Source organism: Quyinboa mangrovi, assembly GCF_042219825.1.
In the GTDB taxonomy this organism is placed as follows: Bacteria; Bacteroidota; Bacteroidia; order Bacteroidales; family UBA5342; genus JBHJHP01.
The window spans coordinates 143,181-168,509 of the sequence record NZ_JBHJHQ010000008.1 but is presented as its reverse complement, the minus strand read 5'-3'; the positions used below and the strand labels follow the sequence as shown (position 1 = coordinate 168,509).

General features: G+C 38.3%; 11 protein-coding genes. 3 read left to right on the top strand and 8 right to left on the bottom strand.

Features of this window, described 5'->3' with window-relative positions:
* The 8 genes from ACE1ET_RS17155 to ACE1ET_RS17120 form a co-directional block, all read right to left on the bottom strand.
* The gene (locus ACE1ET_RS17155) at positions 1–477 is read right to left on the bottom strand and encodes a T9SS type A sorting domain-containing protein (protein ID WP_375729655.1); all 477 of its coding nucleotides are present in this window, start codon (positions 475–477) and stop codon (positions 1–3) included.
* 189 nt (positions 478–666) lie between these two features.
* Positions 667–4,845: an ATP-binding protein gene (locus ACE1ET_RS17150; protein WP_375729654.1), complete on the bottom strand. Its 4,179-nt coding sequence runs from the start codon at positions 4,843–4,845 to the stop codon at positions 667–669.
* Positions 4,846–5,216: 371 nt separating this feature from the next.
* Positions 5,217–5,597, bottom strand: a complete 381-nt coding sequence (locus tag ACE1ET_RS17145; protein ID WP_375729653.1) for an endonuclease domain-containing protein — start codon at positions 5,595–5,597, stop codon at positions 5,217–5,219.
* A 230-nt stretch (positions 5,598–5,827) separates the two neighbouring features.
* Complete coding sequence (locus ACE1ET_RS17140) at positions 5,828–9,286, bottom strand: Kelch repeat-containing protein (protein ID WP_375729652.1); 3,459 nt, start codon at positions 9,284–9,286, stop codon at positions 5,828–5,830.
* A 302-nt stretch (positions 9,287–9,588) separates the two neighbouring features.
* The gene (locus ACE1ET_RS17135; RefSeq protein WP_375729651.1) at positions 9,589–12,501 is read right to left on the bottom strand and encodes a T9SS type A sorting domain-containing protein; all 2,913 of its coding nucleotides are present in this window, start codon (positions 12,499–12,501) and stop codon (positions 9,589–9,591) included.
* A 76-nt stretch (positions 12,502–12,577) separates the two neighbouring features.
* On the bottom strand, positions 12,578–14,350 hold the full coding sequence (locus tag ACE1ET_RS17130; protein ID WP_375729650.1) for a T9SS type A sorting domain-containing protein: 1,773 nt from the start codon (positions 14,348–14,350) through the stop codon (positions 12,578–12,580).
* A gap of 471 nt (positions 14,351–14,821) precedes the next feature.
* A complete protein-coding gene (locus ACE1ET_RS17125) occupies positions 14,822–18,829 on the bottom strand; it encodes an ATP-binding protein (protein WP_375729649.1) in 4,008 nt (1,335 codons plus the stop codon).
* A gap of 867 nt (positions 18,830–19,696) precedes the next feature.
* Complete coding sequence (locus tag ACE1ET_RS17120) at positions 19,697–20,566, bottom strand: lipoate--protein ligase family protein (protein WP_375729648.1); 870 nt, start codon at positions 20,564–20,566, stop codon at positions 19,697–19,699.
* A 71-nt stretch (positions 20,567–20,637) separates the two neighbouring features.
* Between ACE1ET_RS17120 and ACE1ET_RS17115 the strand changes: the two genes are divergently transcribed.
* From ACE1ET_RS17115 to ACE1ET_RS17105, 3 genes are all read left to right on the top strand, one after another.
* Positions 20,638–22,746, top strand: coding sequence for a prolyl oligopeptidase family serine peptidase (locus tag ACE1ET_RS17115; RefSeq protein ID WP_375729647.1), 2,109 nt, complete (start codon positions 20,638–20,640; stop codon positions 22,744–22,746).
* Positions 22,743–23,396 carry a deoxynucleoside kinase gene (locus tag ACE1ET_RS17110; RefSeq protein WP_375729646.1) on the top strand — a complete coding sequence of 218 codons (654 nt, stop codon included), beginning with the start codon at positions 22,743–22,745 and terminating at the stop codon, positions 23,394–23,396. The genes ACE1ET_RS17115 and ACE1ET_RS17110 overlap by 4 nt, the downstream gene beginning before the upstream one ends.
* 114 nt (positions 23,397–23,510) lie before the next feature.
* Entirely contained in the window at positions 23,511–25,223 is a 1,713-nt protein-coding gene (locus ACE1ET_RS17105; protein ID WP_375729645.1) for a tetratricopeptide repeat protein, read from the top strand.
* The last annotated feature ends 106 nt before the right edge of the window (positions 25,224–25,329 follow it).

The window sequence follows — 25,329 nt, the reverse complement described above, 5'->3', positions numbered from 1 at the left end:
TTATTTCTTTATGATTTTAAATGTTTTTACTTCTTTATTATCCCGAATTACCTTAATCAAATAGCTTGCTGAGTTAAGCTTGCTGATATCAATGTTTGTTTTGGCATTTGTAATATTTTCAGTTTTTAATAGTTTTCCGTTTATGTCAAAAAGTTCAATACTTAAATTCTTCATATCAAAATCTATTATGTCCAATGTTAGACATGCCGAGGTTGGATTTGGATAAGCCATGATATTCAGAGTTATTCCATCGGTTTCTTTAATCGAAGAAAATACGGAGATTTCAAATGGTTGTTGTACGCCTTCAGCAACTGAACCATTTGTTCCACTTTGAGTATGGTAATTAATCTGTCCCACAGTATAACTTACTGTTCCACTGGTGCCAGAAGCAGTGCCACCTGTTGTTGTAATTAATTTCTGTGCATTCGAAATGAAAAATAGTCCAAGGCAGATGATGAGTATTGTAAGTTTTTTCATGGAGAAAATTTTTAATACGTTGAAGGAATCAGTTTTAATCAAGTATTTTTATTTTATATACTTCAAGAGATATAATCGGGACCTAATCAGAAATAAATTTAAGGCAATACAATTCCTTTGTCGAACGGTATCGTCTCAAAATAGAACGGTATCGTCTCAAAATGGCATGAAATTATGATTTTATTCCTTTTAGAAGGAATCTTTGTATTCGGAAGGATTTAATCCGTAATATTTTTTAAAAGAACTGGCAAAATGGGAGGCACTTTTAAAACCAACCTCCAACGCAATTCTGCTTATATTGCTATCCCCTGATTCAATTAATGCTGCTGCTTTTTTTATCCTGTAAATCCGCCGTAATTCATTTGGAGACACACCGGCCAAAGCATTTATTTTACGGAATAACTGGGCTCTGCTTAAATTAAGAATATTGCTCATATCGTCAATATTAAAATCAGGATCTGTATAATGCTGCTCAAATATGTCCATCAGTTTTTTCATTAAGGGATCTTCGGTCTTAATAAAGGCTGAATTTTTATCCCTGGCTTTAATGTCGTCTTTAAATTTTTGCCACAGCCTTTGCCGTTGTTCAATAAGGTTTTTAATCCTGATGTTTAATTCCTTTGCATCAAAGGGTTTAACGATGTAGTCGTCTGCGCCTGTATTCAGTCCTTCCAGTTTACTTTTCTTGTCCGCCCTGGCTGTAAGCATGATGATAGGGATGTGGCTGGTCTTATCATTATTTTTTAATGCTCTGCACATTTCCAGACCATTCATTACCGGCATCATCAGATCACTGATGATCAGATCAGGTATGGTTTGAATGGCCTTCCCCATTCCTTCTTTTCCGTTTTTAGCTTTAAGGATATTGTAGGCGTTATTTAAATTGCCTGATATATACCTTACAAGATCCGGATTATCTTCCACGATAAGAATGACCGGTTTGTTTTTCGGTAAAACCAGATCCGGGATAGCAGTGTACAATGGATTTACATCCGTATGCAATAAGTCCGGATCAGGGCTTACTTCCTTAAGCGGCCTTTGATCAGCCAGTTCATCCTGACTGAATTGAGTTTTACTAACCGGAATATGAAGTGTAAATGTAGTTCCTTTTCCTTCTTTGCTTTTTACCGCAATGTGTCCACGGTAAAGATCAACCAGTTCTTTTGTTAGTGCAAGTCCGATACCTGTACCTTCAGTTTCCCGTTTACTTGAACTGTTTACCTGGTAGAAACGGTCAAAAATTCTGTCAATGTTCTGTGAAGGAATACCTATCCCGGTATCAGAGACAGAAAATTCGAGGAATTCAGGATCTTCTGAATTTTCTTTATATATGTAGGAAGATCTGATTTTTATTAATCCATTTGCAGGTGTAAACTTGAACGCATTGGATACCAGGTTTAAAAGTATCTTTTCAAGTTTATCTTCATCATACCAAAGGTGCAGGTTCGATCCCGACAGGTCGTATTTGTATTTTATGTTTTTGCTGTCTGCCAGTGAGATAAATGAAAGAATGATGGTACGAATGAATGTATCCAGATCACCTTCTGTTACGCACAATTTTACATTTCCGGTCTCCAGTTTTGAAATGTCAAGCAGCTGGTTGATAAGGTTTTGTAGCCTGGAACTGCTCCTTCGCATGATATCAAGCAATTCTCTGTTCATTGAAATGGTACTGGTCTTTTGCGTTGACAGATCTTCCAGTGGCCCCCGGATCAGAGTCAGTGGTGTTCGGAATTCGTGGGAGATATTGGTGAAAAAGCGGGATTTGAGCTTGTCGATTTCATGTGCTTTTTCATTTTCAAGATGTTCCCTTTCAATCGTTTTATTAAGTCTAAACCGGTTCATCCGGAACCTCCTGATCCAGATAGTTATGAAAAACAGGATGAGAGCGTACACCAAAAATGCATACCAGGTAAACCATGGAGGTGGTTTGATGTAAATATTCAATAAGGCCAGATTTTTGCTCCATTTACCTTCGTTATTGGTCCCTGTAACTGAAAAGGTATACCTTCCGGGCTGTAAATGGGTGTAGTTCACAAATCTCCGGTCTTTGGCATAAATCCAGTCATCACTTATCCCTTTCATCCTGTACCTGTACTGATTAAATCCCTGGTTCTGATAGTTCAGAAGAGCAAAAGAAAAAGACAGGTCGTGTTGATGGTGTTTGAGCTCTATATTGTCTGTATAAATTATTGATCGGTCTAAAACAGAATTAGCACCAGGTTTTACACTTACTCCGTTTATCATGAAATCGGTTATATACACGGGACAGTCAGAACTGTCAAGGGAATGGTTAATATCATCAGGATTAAAAGAAACAATCCCATCATAGGTTCCGAAGTATAGTTTACCATTGCTTGCCTTAAATAATTTACGTGCATCTTTTACAGGTAATCCGCTGTTTGTATTAAAATTCTTAAACGTACTGTTTTGGTTGTTGAACCGGGACAGTCCCAGGTCAGTTGTAATCCATAAATTCCCGTTGTTATCCTCATCTATATCATTAATATTATTACTGAGCAAACCATCTTTTGTTGTATAAAACCGGATCCTGTATTCTGCAAGATTTGCCGGATTAATTCTGTTTAACCTGACCATCCCAAGTGCACTGGTCAGCCAAATGGACCCTTGTTTGTCGATATGTGTTATACGGGGATTTGGAATTTCACATCTGTCGTCGTTTTCATCCAGGAATACACATCTTATCATTTTCTCAGGTGAAGCATTTTTATCTGATATCTGTCGGAAAGGAGGATAAATTAAATAGATACCCGACCGGGACGTTGCCATTAAAATACCTGAATCCAGTTCGTGCGTAATTCGTAAATACTGAGGTAATTCGCCCTGTGAATATGGGGGTTTTTCAAGTTTGATAAATTTTTGGGCTGACAGATCATAATAAAGGCATGGTCCTGGTTTATCAAAAGAAACCCATATTCTGTGATTACTGTCTTCAAATAAATTCCTTGTTCGGGTGATGCTGTATGCGTCATTCTTCCCTCCAATTATCGTATAATCCAATGTTGAACCGCTGGAGTTCGTTATCCTGAACAAACCCTGGTGGGCCATCCCAATCCATAAAGTTCCTCTGCTATCCTTTAAAATACATTCGGCGGCATACTGATGTGAGGGTTCATCCCCCGGATCACCATAGAGGAGATCAAAACTCTCCTGTTCGGGATTAAACCTGTAAATACCGTTCAGTGAAGCCACCCAGAATACATTTTTATTTTCCTCGCATATATCATGGATATAGCTTTGAGTTGTAGGGTCCGGATCAGCCACTTTAAAATATTTCAATTTTCTGCTTATACTATGTATGCCTGTATTAGTGTAATACCAGATAGCTCCGTGATGATCTTCCATGAAAAAATATGAGAAATAATATTCAGGCGTTGTGCAATAATCATGGTCATGTACTTTTAAAAAAATATTTTCGCGATTCCTGTTAAATCCATAGATCCCTTTATCGGTCCTTATCCAGGTGTTATCCTGACTATCCTTCATAACAGTCCTTATAAAAGTATTATCAGGAAAATCAAGGATTTTTGAATTAATATATAATTCAGGGTATTCTTCTTTCTGGAAATGTTCGGGATAAATTCCCCAGGGTGCCAGTTTGTAGTTATTTGATACATCTCTGATTATAGGTTCGTTCCATTTGTCACCAATAAATTCTATGGAATCGGATGACAGGTTTAGCCTGTATATTATTCGCTCCACATCCATCCATATATAACCGGCAGTATCATATGCTATGGATTGCACGGTATGGTATCGTTTTCTTACATCAGCTTCGTTTCTTTCTATCAGGTAATTTCTGAATTGTTTGGTGCTGTAGTCAAATCTGCTCAGTCCGTCATAATGTGCAATCCAAAGTATCCCGTTCCTGTCAAGTAATACTTGTTTTATATTATTAGAAAACAGGCTGTTAGATTTGTTGGGTTGGGCCATAAACCGTTCAAACGATTCGGCGTGTTTACTGTACCGGTTCAGGCCTCGTTTAGTGCCGATCCAAATATTACCGGAATCATCCTCAACCATGGACTCGATTACATTATTGGATATGGTTGTAGTATCAAAAGGATCATTTCTGAAGATCCTGAATCCTGAGCCATCGTAACGGTACAGGCCGTCCCTTGACCCAAACCAGATAAATCCTTCAGAATCCTGCAGGAACCACTGACCGCTGAAATTTGATAATTCGCCTTTCAGTGGGACTGTACTTACTTCATAATAGTAGTCCTGGGGGAAGGTGGTATGCAGGAAGGCAAAAAAAAATAAGATCAGTACTATTCTGAACGGATGAAAATAATGACAGATAGATACTGTACAAATGATCTTCAGATATTTTTGATTCTGAAGCATATGCGAGAGTTTATCCTTAAGACTTAACTATCAAATTTATGAATATTTTAGCTTATGTTCAAGATAAAGTAAAATTGAAAAATATTAGGTTAGGGGTAATGCTGCAAATGAGGAACAAAACTGCCTGGATCATTTGTATTTATGCTCTGAAAGTTCCCCGTCCTGACTCCCGCATAGCGGGACAAGCTTTCTCCAGGTTGCTAAACGCAATTATTCCCCCATCCTTATCCCTAAACATCGGGATCCCCCAAGGGTGGAAGGAAACTGACAGCTTCAAAATTTTGTGATTTGGCTGGAATGTTGAAATCTTAAGTTTATCTGATCTACTTTCTCCCATTGGGGAAAATACAAGGGGGGAGAAAAGCAGGAAATTATATAATATGTTCTTTAATCGTTCTAATAACGCTTTCCATGCTGTATTCAACATCTTCATTTCGAAATCTTAATACTTTCAAGCCAATTGCTTCCAGTTCAGATTGTCGTTCCTTGTCATATTCTTTTTGAAACTGATGGATCTCCCCATCAAGCTCAATAACAAGTTTTAATTCATGGCAATAAAAATCTACTATATAACAATCAATCGGATGCTGTCGTCTGAAATGATAACCATTAATTTGCTTTTTTCTAATCCTTTCCCACAGTAGTTTTTCAGTTTTGGTCATATGCTTTCGAAGGATTCGGGCCTTTTCAAAGGTACTTTTTGTCGCTCCAAAGTTTTGGGTAGATTCTATGTTTAGTTTTGGGTAGGTCATTTGCTAAAGTTAACTCTTTTATTCCAAATATCCCCCATCCTTATCCCGAAACATCGGGATCCCCCAAGGGTGGAAGGAAACTAACAACTTTAAAGTTTTATGATTTGGCTGGAATGTTGAAATCTTAAGTTTATCTGATCTACTTTCTCCCATTGGGGAAAATACAAGGGGAAAAAAAGCACAGGCCTGAACCTGTGCTTCTCAAAGTACCTAAGCTTATTAATTCAAAATCAAAGTTTGATCAGTTTTTCTGTGATTACTATATTTCCGGAAGAAATCCTCAATAGGTATAACCCGGTATTTAACCCGGACACATCAACCTGTTTTTCCAATTCAGTCATTGAGGTTTCATAAAGTGTCTGTCCGTTCAACGCAATAATCTCTATATGGTATAGTTCTGAATTCAATGCTTTAATGATGACTGAAGAAGATGTTGGATTGGGATAAACTGACACGATCCTGTCATTTGTTTTCCGAACTTCCTGGAATCCTGTATATAAGGAATCGAGATTGAAACGCCAGATGTCATTTGCAAATGTATTCGGGTTACGATCATCAGAATATCCACCTGTTAGATACACGAAGTTTCCTATTTTACCACCTCCCAGGGCAGACCGGTTAAATGGCATGGTTTGTTTCAATAATCTCCATGTGTCCATTACAGGGTCGTATTCCTGGATACAGTTAACGCTATAGCTTTTATTTTGGGTCCATAAACTGTCGCCACCAAATACCAGAATCTTGTTATCATGTACAATGCTTCTGTGTGCTGTTACCGGAACGGGCATTTCAGCAATAGGGCTCCATTTTTCGCCATCAAATTTCTCAGATCGTTGCACATTATAACTGGAAGGCAAGTCAACTCCGCCTATAACGTATATTTCACCGTCAATGACTTCAGCAGTAGCGTGCATAACGTGGGGATAATTCATATTTGGAACAGAGGTTATATCTCCTGAACCACTTTCAGGGTCATAACTTAACACAACATATGGATGATAAACGTTCGGGAAAGGGAACCCCCAGCCACCAAACAGATACATTTTGTTATCCATCAGGCATGATCCGCTGGAACCTAACTTTAATGGGATTTTACTATTAAAGGCGTATGTGCCATTGGAGGTATCATACATCAATACTGAATCTGTTGCTGCCCAATTGCCCTGCCATCCTCCTGCAAGGTAAATTTTGTCCCCGATACAACCTATGCCACCTTCCGTTATCCCGACCGGCATATCATTTAACTGTGTCCAGGTATCTGTTCCTGTGTTATAGGACCATGCCTTGTTCCCAATAGCTGTTGCCGATGTCCCACATCCGAATACGTAAATTTTGTTTTCTGAAATACATGTCAAATCTCCCGGCACTGTATTGTTCACTTGTTGCCAGGCCGGGCCATTAACCTGAACTGTGTGAGAATCAGAACAACTACCATATTTAAGTTTTGCAGTTATGGTGGCAGTTCCTTCGCTGATACCCTTAATATAACCATTCTCAAAGATGGCTACCGATTCATTATCCGAAGTCCATTCCAGGGTTTTGTTTGCAAAATCTGATGGTAAAATGTTGGTAAATAATCTGACTGATTCACCAACCTTAATATTATCAGGTACCGGTGTCTGGTCTATCTGTACGATATTTATATCTTCGCAACCTTCCTTCAGGGAATCAAGGTTGAAGCGCCATACTTCAGCGGTTGATACATTATGTCCGTCATCTCCTCCTATAATATATGCATAATTATTTACTTTGTTTAAACTCCCGATGCGATTAAATGGCATTCCTTCCATTAACCGCCAGGAGTCAGTTTCAGGATCATATTCCTGAATTGTATTAATCGCATCTCCTCCATAATATCTGGCGCCGCCAAATATGTATACTTTATTTTTATAAATCAGACCTCCATGATAGATAACTGGTACCGGCATTTCTGCCAGTTCAGTCCAGGTGCCATTCCCAGGAGAATATTTTTCAGGTTTTTTAGCCATAACACCTGAACCATTATAGTTACCGAGACCCCCAATTACATATATTTGCTCATCATAAACACAAGCAATTCCTGCGCTTCCCCGTTTGTAAATCATTTCCGCTACATTATCCCAGGAGTTGTTGACAGGATCGTATGTCAATGCATCTTGTTGTCCGGTTTGATCTGTACTATTAAATCCGCCAAATAGATAAAGAGTGTCGTTATAGACACAAGAAGAATTTAAACCGGTCTTTTTCGGACAGGGCTTTTTACTCGTCCATTCATTATTCGACGGATCATATTCGAATGTTGAATCAATTGTAAAAAAGGATGTTGTTTGACGCCATCCACCTGTTAAATAAATTTTATTATTAATAACTTCTGCAGAACTGGACTGAAGATCTACAGGTACAGGTGCAAGATTATGCCATTCATTGGTTTCTGTATTGTAAACATCTGCTGAATCTAAGGTAAATCCACTATTTGATCTCCCTCCAAAAACATAAATCAAATTATTTAAAACACATGACGTTGTCCCATTTCTTTTTACATCCATCGAAGCCATCTGTTGCCAGGCAGGGCCGTAAGGATTCGTGTACATGACAAGTATCCCGTTTGCGATGGTGTATTCCTGGTTCGCAACAACTTCGGGGTATCCGTTGCCGTTAAAATCAGCAGCATCGCAGTCCCATGCACTTGGGAGGTTGGCATCTATTGTAATTTTGGTCCATTCATCGGGCGAACCACCGTTATTTTTGTACCAGACTACATCTCCGGCGTTAGTTGCTGTTGCTAAAACATCCAACAGACCATCGCTGTTAATATCTTTGAATTTAGTCCCGAAGGCTCCTGTCAGAGACCCATCCACTACATGTTTGTTCCAGCTGATTGTATTTCCACTGACGTTTTCATATACGACAACATCACTTACAGAACTTCCAGTAGCAACAATATCCGGATCGCCATCCTTATCGTAATCTCCGGCATCAAGATTACTCCATCCTGATAATGTGTTGTCAATAACAGACTTTGTCCAGTTCTGTCCGTTATTTTCATTTAAATAAAAGGCCAGTACCCCATTTGATGATGATACGCAAGCCACATCCGGCATACCGTCACTATTAAGGTCTTTTGCCTGGCACCCGGCAGCACCAGTCATCGAATTATCGATGGTGTGTGATGTCCAGGTTGAACCGTTGCCTTCATTTTCAAGCCATATTACGGAATTGCCTGTATACAGAGCTACTACAATATCCATATCACCATCATTATCCATATCTCCGATACAGGAAATTTCAGGGCCGGTGCAACTCTTAGCAACATGCTCCGTCCAGGTAAGGGGTGAACCGCCGTTGTTCTGATACCAGTATACTTTATTATTCATATAGGAACAATAAATGATATCCGGTTTGTCGTCGGCATTGATGTCGTAAACAGAAATACCTACGCCGCCTCTGTTCGTAGCTATTTTATGCATGGTCCAGTTTGCATTACCATCATTTTCGTACCATATAAGTTCACCGGTGCTGAAACCGCTCGATGCAATGATATCCATGTCTCCATCCGTATCCAGATCAGCATGGAACACTGCACATTGGTTAGCTGCATTTGCGTTAATCGTTTCTCTTTTCCACTGTCCGTTGACTGTGGAAATAAAAGTGAAGCATAATAATGTTGTCAGCATTAGTTGTAAACTGACAGAATTGTAAATACGTTTCATAATGATTGATTTTGGCGTTCATAATTACTTGCATAATCATTACTTTTTCATAATTCAAACATAAAATTACTGCAGGTATTAAGACGCGTCGAACGGTATCGTCTCAAAGTTGAACGATATCGTCTCAAAATGATATAAAACTTAGGTTTAAAGGTTTGGTTTAGGGAGAAAATCTTTTCACCTGGGATAATGACCCCTCTTGTATTCTCCCCCTGATTCAGGGGGAGATCTCTTTCGCGGGAGAAGGGGTAATAAAGTACAAACGCTTGTTTGTGCTATCCCATTCTAACTATTCTTAATCCTTAGAGCTTGATTAATTTCTCTGTAACGATCTTATCTTTTGAACTGATCCTTATTAAATACATTCCGGCTTTCAGATTCGATACGTCAATCTCTTTTTCTGGTTTATCCATTTTGGTTTCAAAGACGGATTGGCCCTTGAGAGAAATGATTTGAATGTTGAATTGTTCTGCTTTTAAAACTTCAATTTGTAATATATCTGACGCAGGATTTGGATAGATCAAAACAAACACATCAAGAAGCCTTGTTTGCCGGATGCCATCCCAGGGCCTTGAAGACTCTATGGCGCCAATGTCAGGATTGGTATTTACCGGTTTTGGACGAATTGAATCTCTGAAATCGCGTATTGGGGCATAATACCATAGTCCACCAACTTCTACAGAATCAATGCCTGCATCAATACAGGGGCTTCCTGTTCCCAATTCGAAAGTTAATGAATCAAGCAACGGCTCAGTATCTATATTTCCAAATTCACTTTGGTAACCACCTTTAATGCAATTATTCCAGGCCTGGTAAGTACCCTTGTTTGTAGCAAATAAAGGTGTGAGATCATTCCAGATGATATTATTTACTAACAGTATTTTAAACGCCTCGTTGTAAATTTCTCTTCCTGCCGGTGCAGTATTATTGACTATAGTGTTGTTGATGACTTTTATTGCTGGTTCAGCGAGATCGGAATATGCACTATTTGTATCAATAAACAGAAAACCTCCACCACGCCGCAATGCTTTGTTTCCTGAAACGATATTATTGTAGATTTCAGCGTTTGGAACCAGTCCATTTTGTGCTTCTGTAAATGGATTAATTAAATAAAACAGTCCTCCCCCGGAAGAATTTGTACCGGTTGTTTCATTATCAATAATTCTGTTGTTTCTAAGAATCAGAATGGCGTTCTTAGGATTTTCTGAAGAACAAAAAATACCACCACCTGCTGTTGTGCTGTTTGCAGTAGACATTGCTGAATTATTGATGATGGAATTGTTTTCAATCAAATAGAAATAACCGGTTCCATGAACGCCTATTCCACCTCCCTGACTATATAAGCCAGTATTTGACTTATTTTCTTTTATAAGATTGTTTCTTATAATCAGGTTCCCATAGTTTGAATTACATGCAATTCCGGCACCAAATGTGGAAATGGATCCAACGGTCAATTCGTTGTTGGAGATAATATTGTTTATAATCTTTGCACCGTGTATACTGAAGATACCGCCACCAGTCCTGAAATAAGAACCGTTGGCGTAATATCGTATTCCCTTTCCTCCTGTTATTGTAAATCCGTTTAAGACAGAGGTCGTATCCTCATCAGCTAAAAACCTGACAACCGATGCTGTATCAGGATGTGACGGTTGACTCCCGTCAATAATGGTTTTAGAAATATGCGAGGTGTCACCATCTTCGATAAACTGACTGGCCACCGTAATGGCTTTGCCTTTATAATCTATGTTTTCGAAGTAGGTGCCTTCGGCAACCAGAACGGTATCACCTTCATTCGAGGCATTGATGGCGGCCTGAATGGTGGTAATTTCGGTTGGTACTTTAATTAATGTAGGATCATCCGGCCGGGCAAATTCAGATTCTATGGCACCCATATCGGTCCATTGGTCCACAGCATTTGGCCTGGGAAGATCTAAATAATCCAAAATGGGTACAGGATACCATTTAGTATCAATTTTAACGGAATAAGCGCCTTTGCCAATACAAGGACTGGTTTCTGTTAATGCAAAGGTTTCAGGATCAAGCATAGGATCAGAATCTATGTTTCCTTCACCAGTATATCCTTTTTTTATAACATTGTACCTGGCTTCATACTTACCATTATTGGTAGCAAACATTGGTGTGTAATCATTCCAGATAATGTTATTCATCAATAATAGTTTCAATCCACTGTTATAAATTTCCCTTCCTACAGAAGCAGAATTTCCCATAATCGTATTGTTAATAACTAAAGGCATAGGGTTTCTACTGTAATAGTAATTGTTATCTTCATCAAAGTACAAACCACCACCATATTGCCCCGCGCTGTTATTTGAAATAATATTATTGGATATGTCGATATAAGGTAATAATCCATTTTGTGAGGCAGTAAATTTGAGTAATTCTATATAGACCCCACCACCCCGGGACAGATTTCCGGTGCTTGTATTTCCTAATATTTTGTTGCCTTTAAAAATTAAGGTACAATTTTTGGGATCACTACTCACATAAAGCAGTCCGGCTCCCGCCGATAAATAATTATTTGTGCTCGGATCAGTACACTGAGTTTTGTTATTTTTAATCGTATTGTTTTCAACTATAAATTTATTATTGTCTCCAATTAAATTAATACCACCTCCCTGGGCTTGTCCGCCGGTTGTACAAACATTATCCCTTATAATATTATTTCTTATTACAACATCATTCCCTTCAGATTTTGCAACTATTCCACCACCTAAGGACAATAAATTATCCGAAATAACTTCATTCCCGTGAATAATGTTATTTTCAATTTTAGCTCCTTGGAATATTACAATTCCACCACCGGCCATAACATAGGTTCCCTGGTTATTATATCTCATTCCTTTCCCTCCTGTAAGGGTAAAACCACATAGCACTGAAGTCGTATCCTGATCGGCCATGAGTCTGACTACAGAGGCAGAATCAGGATGGGATGGCTGGCTACCATCAATAATGGTTTTAGAAATATGCGAGGTATCGCCATCCATAATAAAATGGCTGGTTACGGTAATGGCTTTTCCGTTGTAATTGATGTTTTCGTAATAAGTTCCTTCGGCTACAAGGATGGTATCGCCTTCATTGGCGCCATTGATAGCAGCTTGTATTGTAGATGAGTCGGCAGGCACGTTTATCACTGTACCATAAGAAAAGGTGCATAAGAAAATGATGCATGAAAAAATGGTGTAATATCGTTTCATAATTTACAGATTTTAAGTGAGCATAAAAAAGCATTTCCCGGGTAGTATGAGCCGGGAAATGCGTACAAAGCCTTTGTTATTGAAGAATGACTTTTTTCAGATAAATTCTGTCGGCATGGATACGTAACAGGTACATCCCGTTACTTAATCCTTGTCGGTTAAGAATTACGGTATTGTTCTGTAGGTTTTCTGTGTGTCGCACAACCTTGCCACTCACATCAATTAACTCCAGTCCCGTAATTAAGGCCTGATTTGTTACACTTACCGTTGCAATTTCAGCGATTGGATTTGGATAGATGTGTAATACTCCTTGCGTTTTCTTAGCATCTGCAGTTCCGTTTTCCATGAATGCTGTTTTTAATTTGCTGTGTTTTGTGGCTTGCCATCCATACTGGTTCCGTTGGCCAGTCCGTCTCAGATCATCAGACATAACTGCCCCCATATCAACAAGGCCCGTTTCTGCATCCGGTCGCGGATTATCATAAAAATCGAAGTCAGGTGCCGTGTACCACTCATCATCAATCTGGACAGATTCTGCGCCAGTTCCTAAACACGGACTTTTAGGCAGGAGTTTGAAGAGTGCAGGATTTACCTTTGGATAAGCTTCAATATTATTTTCACCAAACCATGCTCCTTGCAGTTCAGCCTCGCCTCCTTTTATACAGTTATTGAATGCATAAAGGTTACCATCATTATTATCGGCAAACCATGTTAAATCGGATCTGAAATGAACGTCAGGCAAATAATCCTGGAAAATTTCACGACAGTTCTCACCATCTGTTTCATCCCATAAAATATTATTCAGTAATAATAAGTTTAAATCATAACTGAAGACACCCGCTCCATCGGAAGCCTTATTATCAAGTAGCGTGTTATTCATTACCAAGGGAACAATGGGATAGGTAAAAGCAGGTTGAGTAATTCCTCCCATGCTGAAAAAGGCAAGGCCTCCACCTTTATCCTGCGCATAATTATTGGTTATGATGTTATTGAAAATCTGGACGTTTAAGGTGCTGTTATCTGGTGGCACGTTCTCCCAAAACTCAATATACATGCCTCCTCCCATGCTCGTTTCACTATGCAATGCGTTTCCTGTAATGGTGTTATTGTTTATCTGGATATCCGGTCCGAAACCGTGTGCGGTTTCAATTTCTATACCTCCTCCCAAAGTGCTGTAGCCTTCGGTACATGTAAGCGAGTTGTCCGAGATGATATTATGATTAATTCGAACGGTAACACCTTGGGACGCAATTAGAAGTCCTATGCCTCCTCCCGAAGTTATATCAGAGGCAATAGTAGAATTTCTTAAAATTTTATTATGCCTGATTATTATTGTATTGTTACTTAAAAAGGCGCCACCAATGCCAGGAAAAGTTGCATTATTTTGTACAATACTGTTATCAGCTACAATATTATTCTCAATAACGGCACCATTGTTAAAAAGCAGGACCGCTCCACCAATATAAGCCCCTAAAAGATCTACATATGAGCCAGAACCTCCTGTTAAAGTAAATCCCTTTAAAGTGGTATTGCTGTTTGGAATACTGGTCAAAAAGACAACAGAGCCCACTGCCGGATTTACAGGTTGACTTCCATCAATAATTGTTTTTGAAATGTGAGTTGACTTCCCATCAAGAATAAATTCACTGGCAAGTGTAATAGCTTTCCCTGTAATAACAAGGTTTTCGTAGTAGGTTCCTTCGGCAACCAGAACGGTGTCGCCTTCGCTGGCAGCATTAATAGCTGCCTGGATGGTTTCATAATCAGATGGTACGCTTATGACCGTAGCAAATTGTGTCATTGAAAAGCCAATGAGCAATAGACTTAATATAAAAATTCGTGTCTTCATAGGGATTTGATTTTAAACACATCATATTTTTATAATATCAAGCAGATCTTTTTCTGCAGAATGAGAGATAATGGGATCAAAAAACATATAAAATTACTGGTTTAAAATACGGTCGTCGATCGGTATTGTCTCATTCTTGGACGGTATTGTATCAAAATGAGGAAAGTTTTACGCTATCCTTAAGAAGCTGTCCAAAAAGTAAAATCTGTATAAGTTTTACTTACGGATTGTTAGTAGCTTTTTAAAAACTACCCCTAAATCCCCTAAAGGGGACTTAAAGCCTCCCACTTTAGGGGAGGTTTGGAGGGGTAATAGAAGGATCACTATCAATTTATAAGTTCCTTATATTCTTATTTGCCTTTTTGGGACAGCCTCAAATCTGCAACTTGCGAGTGAGTATTGCAACTATCGGGTTGTGAATTAATTTTCCCCCGTTGGGGGAAATACAAAGGGGGGAATATATCGGGAACTTTAATCTTTTAAAAGTGAATCCCGGTAATCGGATGGATTCATTCCGAAGTATTTTCTGAAGTTGCTGGCAAAATGAGATGTGCTGTTGAATCCGACTTCATACATTATTCCAATAATATTATTTTCTCCGGATTCTATCATTGAAGCTGCTTTTTTAATCCGGTAAATTCTTAACAGGGCATTGGGAGTTTCACCGGTAAGTGCATGTATTTTTCTGAAAAACTGTGACCTGCTCATGTTTAGTTCCTTTCCAATCTCATCAACTTTGAAATCTGAACTGGCATAATTTCTTTCGAAATGTTCAAATAATTTTTTGATCAATGGATCGTTGTCCAGTGACGAGAAGCCTGATGTTTTACGCACTAAAAGATCCCTGCTGAATTTTTCCCGGAGCCGTTTGCGCTGATCAATAAGATTTTTTATCCTTATCAGCAGTTCTTCTGCATCAAAAGGTTTTATTAAATAATCATCAGCACCTGCCTGCAATCCCTCTATTTTGCTACACTTACCGGCTTTAGCTGTGAGCATAATTAATGGTATGTGAGTGGTCCTTTCATCATTCTTCAGAATATGGCACATTTTCATACCATCCATTACAGGCATCATTAAATCACTAATAACTAGGTCAGGGATGGTGTCTATAGCAACTGTTAGCCCTTTCTGACCATTTTCAGCACTTAGCACCACGAAATTTTCTGAAAGAATACCTGTAATATAATTTGTAAGATCTGCATTGTCCTCAACAATAAGTACAAGAGGTTTTTTATCCCTGATTCTTGGTTTTGTTATTTTACCGGTTTTAGGTTTATCACCTAGTATCATGTGATCTCCTATTGGGGCTTCTATTATTTCAAGAGAATGACTAACTTTTTCATCGTCCCGGAACTTTTCTTTTGCCACCGGAAGCCGAAGGCTAAAAATGGTTCCCTTACCTTCTGTACTTTCCACACTAATTTTACCATGGTACAACTCCACAAGCTCTTTGGTCAGCGCAAGTCCGATGCCGGTACCTTCTGCAATTCTTTCGTTAGAGTCATTTACCTGGAAAAAGCGATCAAATATCCTGTCAAGTTTATCCTGAGGAATGCCAATTCCGCTATCAGAAACTGACAAAATCAAGTATTCAGGTTTACCAGTTCCCTGTTTATAATCAAAGCGATTATTAATTGTGATTTGTCCTTTATCAGGTGTGAATTTAAATGCATTAGAGATGAGGTTGACCAGTATTTTTTCCACTTTGTCCCTGTCAAACCAAACATTTTGGTTCAGTCCTGTAAGATCATATTTGTAAGTTATTTTTTTGCTTTCTGCGAGGGACACAAATGATTGAATGATGGTTCGTATCAAAACTTCAATATTACCCTCAGAAACCTGCATGCTGATCTTTCCGGTTTCCATTTTAGAGATATCAAGCAACTGGTTGATCAGTGTTTGTAAGCGTAATGTGTTCCGGTGCATGATATCCAGTAAATCTTTCCTCAATGAAACCGTCTTTTTATTCTGTTTCTTCAGGTCATCCAGAGGTCCTCTAATTAAAGTTAACGGTGTTCGAAATTCGTGGGAAACGTTGGCAAAGAAACGAGATTTTATCCGGTCTATCTCACTGACTTTCTCTTTTTCCATGCGTTCCAGTTCAACAGCTCTTTTTAACTTCATCCGGTTGTTTTGGAATCGCCAAAACCATATACCAATGGCTGTTAATAAAACAGCATATAGAAGATATGCATACCATGTTAGCCATGGAGGTTGATGGATTAAAATGCTTATGGATGCATCGCCTTCATTCCAAACACCCAGGTCACTGGTGGCTATTACATGAAAAGTATATTTACCTGGTTTAAGATTGTTAAAATCCACATCGGTTCTGTTTCCTGCATATACCCAGTCATCATTAAATCCTTCAAGTTTGTATTTATATTGGTTCATGCCAATATTTTGAAATTTAAGTAAGGCATAAGATAAAGACAGATTATTTTGGTTATAGTTAAGTTCTATAAAATCTGTATATGTTACAGAACGGCTCAGAATGGAATCTTTACCGGGTTTGATAACAATATTATTTACACTTAGCTGTGTTAAAACCAATGGGGATGATTCATTTGTAATATGATTAATACTGTCTGGTAAAAACAAAAATAGTCCATTTCTTGAAGTCATGAATATTTCGCCGGATTTCATTTTGAATGCAGTTCTCCATATACTATTGCTTGGAAGCCCATCTTTGACAGTAAAATTCGTAAAGGATTCAGTTGCAATATTAAATCTTGACAATCCTACACGCGTCCCAAGCCAAAGGTTGCCTTTATCATCGTCAACAATTGTAACAACATCATTGCTGGGCAAGCCATTTTTTGTCGTAAAAAATGTAATTTTGAAATCAATCGGATCAGAAACGTGATTTGGAATTAATTTTATAAGACCATAACTGCTGGTTCCAAGCCATAATATTCCCTCTTCATTTCGGTAAAAATTTCTGACGCCCGGTATTGACCAAATAGTTCCATTCCCATCAATAGCTTTACATTCTTTAACATCAGATGGCGTTGCCATTGTTTTTGAAATATTCTCTATGGGCGGAATGATTTTATAAAGACCATTTTTGCCCAGGGCTAATAATGTACCTGAATCAAGTTCAGTAAATATTTGCAGATTATGAGGGATTTTTGAATTGGCATTTGGATTGTCTGCTAATTTATACAAACATTCCTGGTTTAAATCGTAATAATACCAAGGTCTGGCCTGATCAAAGCCAAACCAAATTCTTTTATTATTATCCTCAAACAAATATCTTACACATAAAAATGGATTTCTAAAAGATGTCCGGTTTGAAGATCCATCTATTATTTCAAATTCAGGTTCGGCTTGTTCAATGTTTCTAAATCGTAGGACTCCCAGATTAGTTATTCCAATCCACAAAGATTTCTTACTGTCTAACAACACAGGACCAACATCATGCGTATTATTTTTGCAGGTATCTTTACACCATGCTTCAAATTGTCCAGATTCCGGATTGAAGATATATATACCTGCCTCACCTCCTATACGAATTTTATTTGCATTCATTTCCGGATATAGATTTACATAATTTTCGGAATGAGGATCAGGTTTATATGCTTTAAAATATTTCGTTCTTTTTATAATCTGGTTTATGGATTTATCGGTATAATACCAGATTGATCCGGCATTATCCACTAATAATACACTTGAAAAATAGTATTCCTCTGTCACCGGATATTCAGATTCGTGAGGCTTGTAATAGATTTCTTTACTATCGGTATTAAAACCATAAATTCCGGAGCTGGTTCTCACCCAGGTATTATTCTGATTATCGCGGATCCCTGCTCTAATATATACGTTATTCAGGATTGGTGGACTTTTTGATCCGATCGGTATATGGGGGTAGGTCCCATTCTTAAAATGTTCCGGATAGATATACCATGGAGGAAGAATGTAATGCCCCGATGAATCTTTATTTAAGGGAGAATCCCATGTTTCTCCGATGTATTCAACAGAGTCACTGACTAAATTCAAACGATACACCCGTCTTTCGGCATCCAGCCAAATATAACCTCTTTTATCATAGGCAATAGATCGTATTGTATAGAAGTTGTCGAGTCGATTTTTGTCTTCAGGTTCAATGCTGTAATTTTTAAAGATATTCTTAATGCGATTATATGTACTAAAACCATTTCTATGTGCAATCCATAAATTGCCGGCTTCGTCTTCTGTAATATCATTAATATTATTGCTCTCTAAGACAAAAGGTGTAATTTTACTTGTAATAAACCTTTCAAATGATTCAGTAAATTTATTATACCTGTTTAAACCCCAATTTGTGCCGATCCAAATGTTCCCTTTGCTGTCTTCAAAAAGGCAGTTGATGACATAATGAGAAATGGAGTTTGAATCGAAGGGATCGTTACGGAATATTCTGAACCGCGATCCATCATACCTGTACAGCCCTTCTTCTGAGCCGAACCATATAAATCCTTCAGAGTCCTGTAACATACAACGCCCCTTGAAATTAGCCAGTTCTCCCCTTAAAGGGATCCTGTTAACTTCATAATAATATTCCTGAGAATAAGTAATAGAAAACAAACAAAAAAACAGCAACACAAATCTTATTTGTAACAGGAACTTAAAACCGAAGATTATATTTATTTTAAAAACAATAAAGCATGTTATTGCACTAAGCATATAAGCAGGTATTTATTGAGCTTAATATTCAAATTTAAGGATATTTTGTGTAAAAAATAAATGGTAGGAGTTCACGAAAAACCGGGTCTAGAACTTACCCGAAAATACCAGTAAGAAGGTCGTAAAATGTCCCTGGATGAAGGGATCGCCTATGCCCTGGATTTTGAGAAGGATTAAATTGCAGATTGCATAAAGGGTGTGTACCGACCTCTATTGTTCTAAACAGCGCTGCTGCGTTTAATTTCATGAAAAAAAACTGGTTAAAGTTTGGCGGCTTTTTAATGTTTTTAAGGCTGGTCATCTGACCCTCTCTTGTGTTCTCCCCCTGAATCAGGGGGAGATCCCGCTTACTAGAGAAGGGGTTCTGTTTAGATCATTTTTTTGTCTGGAATACCCTCCTTGTCCTGATCGAAGTATCAGGATAAGGAGGGCAGTTACTATGAAATGTGCAGATTCATTGTAATCCAGGGTGGGTCATGTAGTTAATCTTCAATAAAATTCAGTGGTTATCAGAAAAGCACAGACCATGGCCTGTACTTTTAGTATTAACCAAATTGAGCGAATCAGAGCCTGATGAATCCCTCTGTAATGATCGTATCTTTAGAACTTAACCTGATCAATTACAATACTGCTTTTAAGTTGGATACATCAAGCTGATTTTCCGGTTTCCTGAAGGTTTTATGTTTCTTTTGTATGAAGAAGCAGTTCCTTAAATCCTGTTCCGGAAAACTTTTTTGAAATGTCTTCATCATCTACATGCATTATCTTCCCTTTTTCAACCTCCACGATACAATCTCTACCTTCAATTTTCATTTCAGCCTTAAATGGTGGTGAATAATCAAGGTTCCATGAATCGAGGGTGTATTTATTGTCGCGGAGCTGAATTGCAGTTTCCAGTTCCTGGTCAGTTGGATAATCAATATAGGCGTCCAGAATGTCTGAGAGATGAACAATGAACTGAGAGAAAAATTCCTCTTCAGAAAGCGGTTGGCTTACATGTTCTTTCAGGTTGGTGATATTGCTGCGCACACTGTCAACGCCACGTCCGGATATTTTTAATGGTTGATGCAGACATTCATGCAATAGTTCTTTATTGGCATTATACAGCAAGGTGCCATGATGTATGGTCCTGTCCCGGACGACATGACAGGCTGTTCCGGTTACTTTATGATCCTGAATATATAAATCGTTTCTCTCACCCTGGATCAGATCAATATCAAAATGTTTAACGGCCTCAATTATCAGATCCAGTAAAGGCTGGTAATTGACTTTAAACTCCTCTCTGCGTGTGTTGTGCAGACTGATATTCAGGTTCCCCAGGTCATGAAAAACCGTGCCGCCACCGGAAATACGGCGATGATAAGCAATATTGTTATTAATACAGTATGGAAGGTTTACTTCTTTAAAAATATTCTGATGTTTTCCCACGATGACTGATGCATTGTTCCTGTAAATGAAACAAAGATCGTCTTCTGAATGCTTAAAATAAACCTCTTCAAGCGCCAGGTTAACTGCCGCATCGTAAAACGGGGAAACAATTAGTCGCATGGAATTTTACAGTTTGTACAAACATACAATTATTATTACTGTTATATTTGTTAAAACACAAATTTAAAGTCATGCAAAAACTCACTTACGTACTCTTAATTCCTTTATTTATGGCTTGTAATGCTCAGCATAAAAAAATTGAATATCCCGAAACGAAAAAGGGAGATGTGGTTGATAATTATTTTGGAACGGAGGTAGCCGATCCGTTTCGGTGGCTTGAGGATGACCAGTCCGATGCCACCAAAGAATGGGTTAAAGCAGAAAATAAGGTAACGAATGACTATCTGAGCCAGATCCCGTTCAGAGATAAAATTTTTAATCGTTTAAAAGAACTTTGGGACTATCCTAAAAGTTCGGCTCCTTCAAAACATGGCAGTTTTTACCTGGAATCGCGGAATAACGGGTTGCAGAATCAGAGTGTCCTTTACATCATGGATTCACCTACGGATTCGGGCAGAATATTGATTGACCCGAATACTTTAAGCGACGATGGAACTGTAGCGCTGGCCGGTACTGAAGTTTCTGATGATTATAAATATATCGCATATCTGACTGCGTCAGGCGGTTCGGACTGGAATGAAATTTATGTGAGGGATATAGCAACAGGGAAAGATTTGCCGGATCATATTCAATGGGTTAAATTTTCAGGCATCTCGTGGTATAAAGACGGATTTTTATATTCCAGGTATCCTGAACCTAAAAAAGGGGAGCAGCTAAAGGGGGAAAACAAGGATAGTAAAATATATTATCATAAGCTGGGAACTCCTCAGTCACAGGATGTGGTATGGTATGAAGATCCGGAGCACCCCGACTGGATGTTTGGTGCCGGCATTTCAGACGATAAGAAAGTCGTTATTATATCGGTAACAGAATCCACAACAGGGAACGCATTATATGTTATGGATCCAGGTGAAAGAGCTGTAGAGAAGATCATTCCCGGATTTGATAACGACTACGTAGTCATTTATGCCGCAGATCAAAAACTTTGGGTTTATACCAACTACCAGGCACCCAAATATCAGTTGATACAGATTGATCTGAAAAAACCGCAAAAGGAAAACTGGAAAGATATTGTGCCTGAAAATGATAATGTGTTGACAGCCGTGAAGTATATTGGAGGTAAACTGATGCTGGAATATATGGAAGATGCCAAATCTCAGGTAGCTGTTTGCAATTCAGATGGAAAAGTGGAGAAGATGCTGGATTTACCGGTGGGTTCTGTCGGTGGTTTTACGGGTGAACCGAAAGATACCGAAACATACTTTACTTTCACGTCGTTTACAACGCCCTCAACCGTATATAAGTATGATATTGCGAATGATGACCTGACTAAATTCAGAGAATCAAAAATTAAATTTGATTCAGATGATTATGAAACCAAACAGGTGTTTTACACTTCAAAAGACGGCACAAAGATTCCGATGTTTATTACATATAAAAAGGGGATAAAACTTGACGGTAACCATCCTACACTGCTGTACGGTTATGGTGGATTTAATGTCAGTCTGACACCTGTTTTTAGTGTGACCCGGTTGATATGGCTCGAAAATAATGGTGTTGTGGCGATTTCTGATTTGCGTGGCGGCGGAGAATATGGTGAGAAATGGCATGAAGCCGGAACGCTGATGCATAAACAGAATGTATTTGATGATTTTATTGCGGCAGCAGAATACCTGATAAAAGATGGGTATACCTCAAAGGAAAAACTGACAATCCAGGGTGGTTCTAATGGTGGTCTGTTGATAGGTGCCTGTATTAACCAAAGGCCTGACCTTTTTGCCGTTGCTTTACCGGCAGTTGGTGTGATGGATATGCTCCGTTACCATAAATTCACTATCGGGCGGTTTTGGGCAACGGATTATGGAACAAGCGAAGACAGCCAGGAGATGTTTAATTATCTCTACAGCTACAGTCCGGTTCATAATGTAAAGGAGGGTGTTGATTATCCTGCTGTTCTTGTCACTACCGCAGATCATGACGACCGCGTGGTTCCGGCTCATTCTTTTAAATTTGCAGCCACACTGCAGGATAAAGTGTCTGATAAAAATCCGGCATTAATTCGGATTGATACCAAAGCCGGACATGGAGCCGGAAAACCAACAGATATGGTGATTCAGGAATATGCCGATTTGTGGTCTTTTGCTTTTTACAATATGGATGTTACACCAATATACAAATGATAATACCTGATTTTCTGGTCATAGAAGGAAATATAGGCGTGGGTAAAACCACGCTGGCTAATTTACTAAAAGAAAGGTTTGGAGGTGAACTGTTATTGGAACGGTTCGCCGAAAATCCGTTTTTGCCACTTTTTTATGAAAATCCTGACCGCTACGCGTTTCAACTGGAATTATCGTTTATGGCTGACCGTTATAATCAGATCCGGAATATTGCAGATCAGGTGCGTCAAAAAAAACAACTTACCATAGCAGATTATTACTTTACCAAATCATTGATATTTGCCAGTGTGACGCTTAAAGATGAAGAGTTGAATTTATTTGAGAAGCTTTTTGATATAGCCAGGTTTGAACTGAAAAGGCCGGATCTTTTTGTCTATCTTTATTCCAGACCAGAGGTCTTACTGGAAAATATTCGTAAAAGAGGGCGTTCCTATGAGTCAGGGATTTCGAAGGAATACTTGTCTAGCATAAGCGAAGCGTACAAAAAACATCTGGATAAAGTTGATTTCCCTGTATTGTATATTGACGTATCTGAGTTTGATTTTGTTGAAAATAAAAATAATTTTAATACATTAGTAGAATTGATGTTTGGAATAACCTATAGTAACGGAGTAACAATTAAAGAATTAAAAAGTGATTCTCTTAGCTAAAGTCAGCTAAAACAATGCGTTTAAATGGGTTTATTTTAAAATATTTTTTATTTTTGTGCGAACTAGCGTTAAGAAATTGCTATTTGATATTGATAACGTAAATAAATAATCACAATGAAAAAAAGAATTAATCTTTATTCTGCACTTTTAGCTGTAATAATGGTTTTAGCGAGTTGTTCAAAACCACCTCAGGACCTTACAGATGTAAAATCGGATGTTAATCCGTCACCCCTTGTAGTAAAAGCCGGCAAAATTAATGCCCAGATCAACCTTACATTCCCGGCTAAGTTTATTCCGAAAAAAGCTGTTGTTGAGTTAATCCCGGTACTATCGTACGGCGGTGGCGAGGTTGAAGGTAAATCTGTTACCGTGCAGGGAGAAAAAGTTGAAGATAACAATACTTCAATAAGTTATGCAAATGGTGGTGGTATTGCTATTCCGGTAAGTTTTGATTTTCAGAAAGAAATGAGATTGTCAGAATTACAGGTAAAAGCAAAAATTACTATCGGTTCAAAAGAATACACTACACCTGCATATAAGGTTGCTGACGGTGTTAATGCCATTGAAACGCTTGTAAATGACAGACAGGCTGAACCTGCTTTAGGTGAAGATGCTTTCCAGAGGGTAATTCCGGATATGGCAAAAGCAGATATTCATTATATCATCCAGCAGGCCAATATCAGAAATTCTCAGTTAAGAGACGAAGATATTAAGGCATTGAAGGAGTTTATTAAAGAAGCTCAGGCTGCTGAAAATAAAGAATTTGCCGGTGTTGATGTTTCTTCATACGCTTCTCCTGACGGTCCGGAAGATCTGAATAAGAGATTAGCCGAAAGACGCGAATCGAATGCTGATAAGTATATTAAAGGTGTTCTAAAACGCGATAAAGTTGATGCAAGCAAAGACGGTTTCATTGATTCTAAATTTACGCCTGAAGACTGGGAAGGATTCAAAGAATTGCTTGAAGCTTCAAGTGTAGATGATAAAGATCTTATCCTGCGTGTTCTTTCTATGTATTCTGATCCTGAAGTAAGAGAGAAGGAAATTAAAAATCTTTCTGCTGCCTATAAAGAACTTGCTGAAGATATTCTTCCACAACTTCGTCGTTCCAGGTTTACAGTTAACGTAAATGTTATCGGTAAATCTGATGAAGAAATTGCTGAGCTTGCAGCAAGTAATCCTTCAGAACTTAATGTGGAAGAACTGCTTTACGCGGCCACTTTAACTGATGACAATGCTAAAAAACTTGATATCTACAAAAAAGTAACTTCTGTATATCCTAAAGACTGGAGAGGTTACAACGATATGGGTTGTGTATTATTCGAAACTATGAAATTTGATGAAGCAGAAAAAGCGTTCTCTAAAGCTGCTGAGGCTGATGCTACTTCTCCGGAAGTACAGAACAACTTAGGTGCTATCGCATTGGTTAACGGTGATGTTGCTAAAGCCAAAGAATATTTTGGTAAAGCTGCCGGCGCAGGAGATGAGTTGACTTATAACCTTGGTTTGGTAAACATACATGAAGGTAACTATGCTGCTGCTGTTAAAAACCTTGGTAACAGTGCAACAAACAATGCTGCTTTAGCAAAAATTTTAACTGAAGACTATAAAGGTGCTTTAGCAACACTGAATTCAGTTGAAAATCCAATTTGTATGACAGATTATCTGAAAGCAATCGTTGGTGCAAAAACTAATGATAAAACGCTTGTAATGTCATCGCTGAAAGCAGGTGTTGAAAAGAATGAAGCTTTGAAAAAAATGGCTGTAACAGAACTGACTTTTGCGGAATACTTCGAAGATCCTGAATTCAAATCAATCGTAGAATAACAGATTATAGATTTTCTATATACAAGGCTGATCCTGCAGGGTCAGCCTTTTTTGTGAAGTTTAATTAATGTCATTTTGATTTAACAAAGCATATCTATAATTTAGG

Coding starts and splice junctions, on each gene's coding strand:
- ACE1ET_RS17140 (WP_375729652.1), bottom strand. CDS start 9,286: ATGAAACGTATTTACAATTCTGTCAGTTTACAACTAATGCTGACAACA.
- ACE1ET_RS17120 (WP_375729648.1), bottom strand. CDS start 20,566: ATGCGACTAATTGTTTCCCCGTTTTACGATGCGGCAGTTAACCTGGCG.
- ACE1ET_RS17145 (WP_375729653.1), bottom strand. CDS start 5,597: ATGACCTACCCAAAACTAAACATAGAATCTACCCAAAACTTTGGAGCG.
- ACE1ET_RS17115 (WP_375729647.1), top strand. CDS start 20,638: ATGCAAAAACTCACTTACGTACTCTTAATTCCTTTATTTATGGCTTGT.
- ACE1ET_RS17125 (WP_375729649.1), bottom strand. CDS start 18,829: ATGTTACAGGACTCTGAAGGATTTATATGGTTCGGCTCAGAAGAAGGG.
- ACE1ET_RS17135 (WP_375729651.1), bottom strand. CDS start 12,501: ATGAAACGATATTACACCATTTTTTCATGCATCATTTTCTTATGCACC.
- ACE1ET_RS17155 (WP_375729655.1), bottom strand. CDS start 477: ATGAAAAAACTTACAATACTCATCATCTGCCTTGGACTATTTTTCATT.
- ACE1ET_RS17110 (WP_375729646.1), top strand. CDS start 22,743: ATGATAATACCTGATTTTCTGGTCATAGAAGGAAATATAGGCGTGGGT.
- ACE1ET_RS17105 (WP_375729645.1), top strand. CDS start 23,511: ATGAAAAAAAGAATTAATCTTTATTCTGCACTTTTAGCTGTAATAATG.
- ACE1ET_RS17130 (WP_375729650.1), bottom strand. CDS start 14,350: ATGAAGACACGAATTTTTATATTAAGTCTATTGCTCATTGGCTTTTCA.
- ACE1ET_RS17150 (WP_375729654.1), bottom strand. CDS start 4,845: ATGCTTCAGAATCAAAAATATCTGAAGATCATTTGTACAGTATCTATC.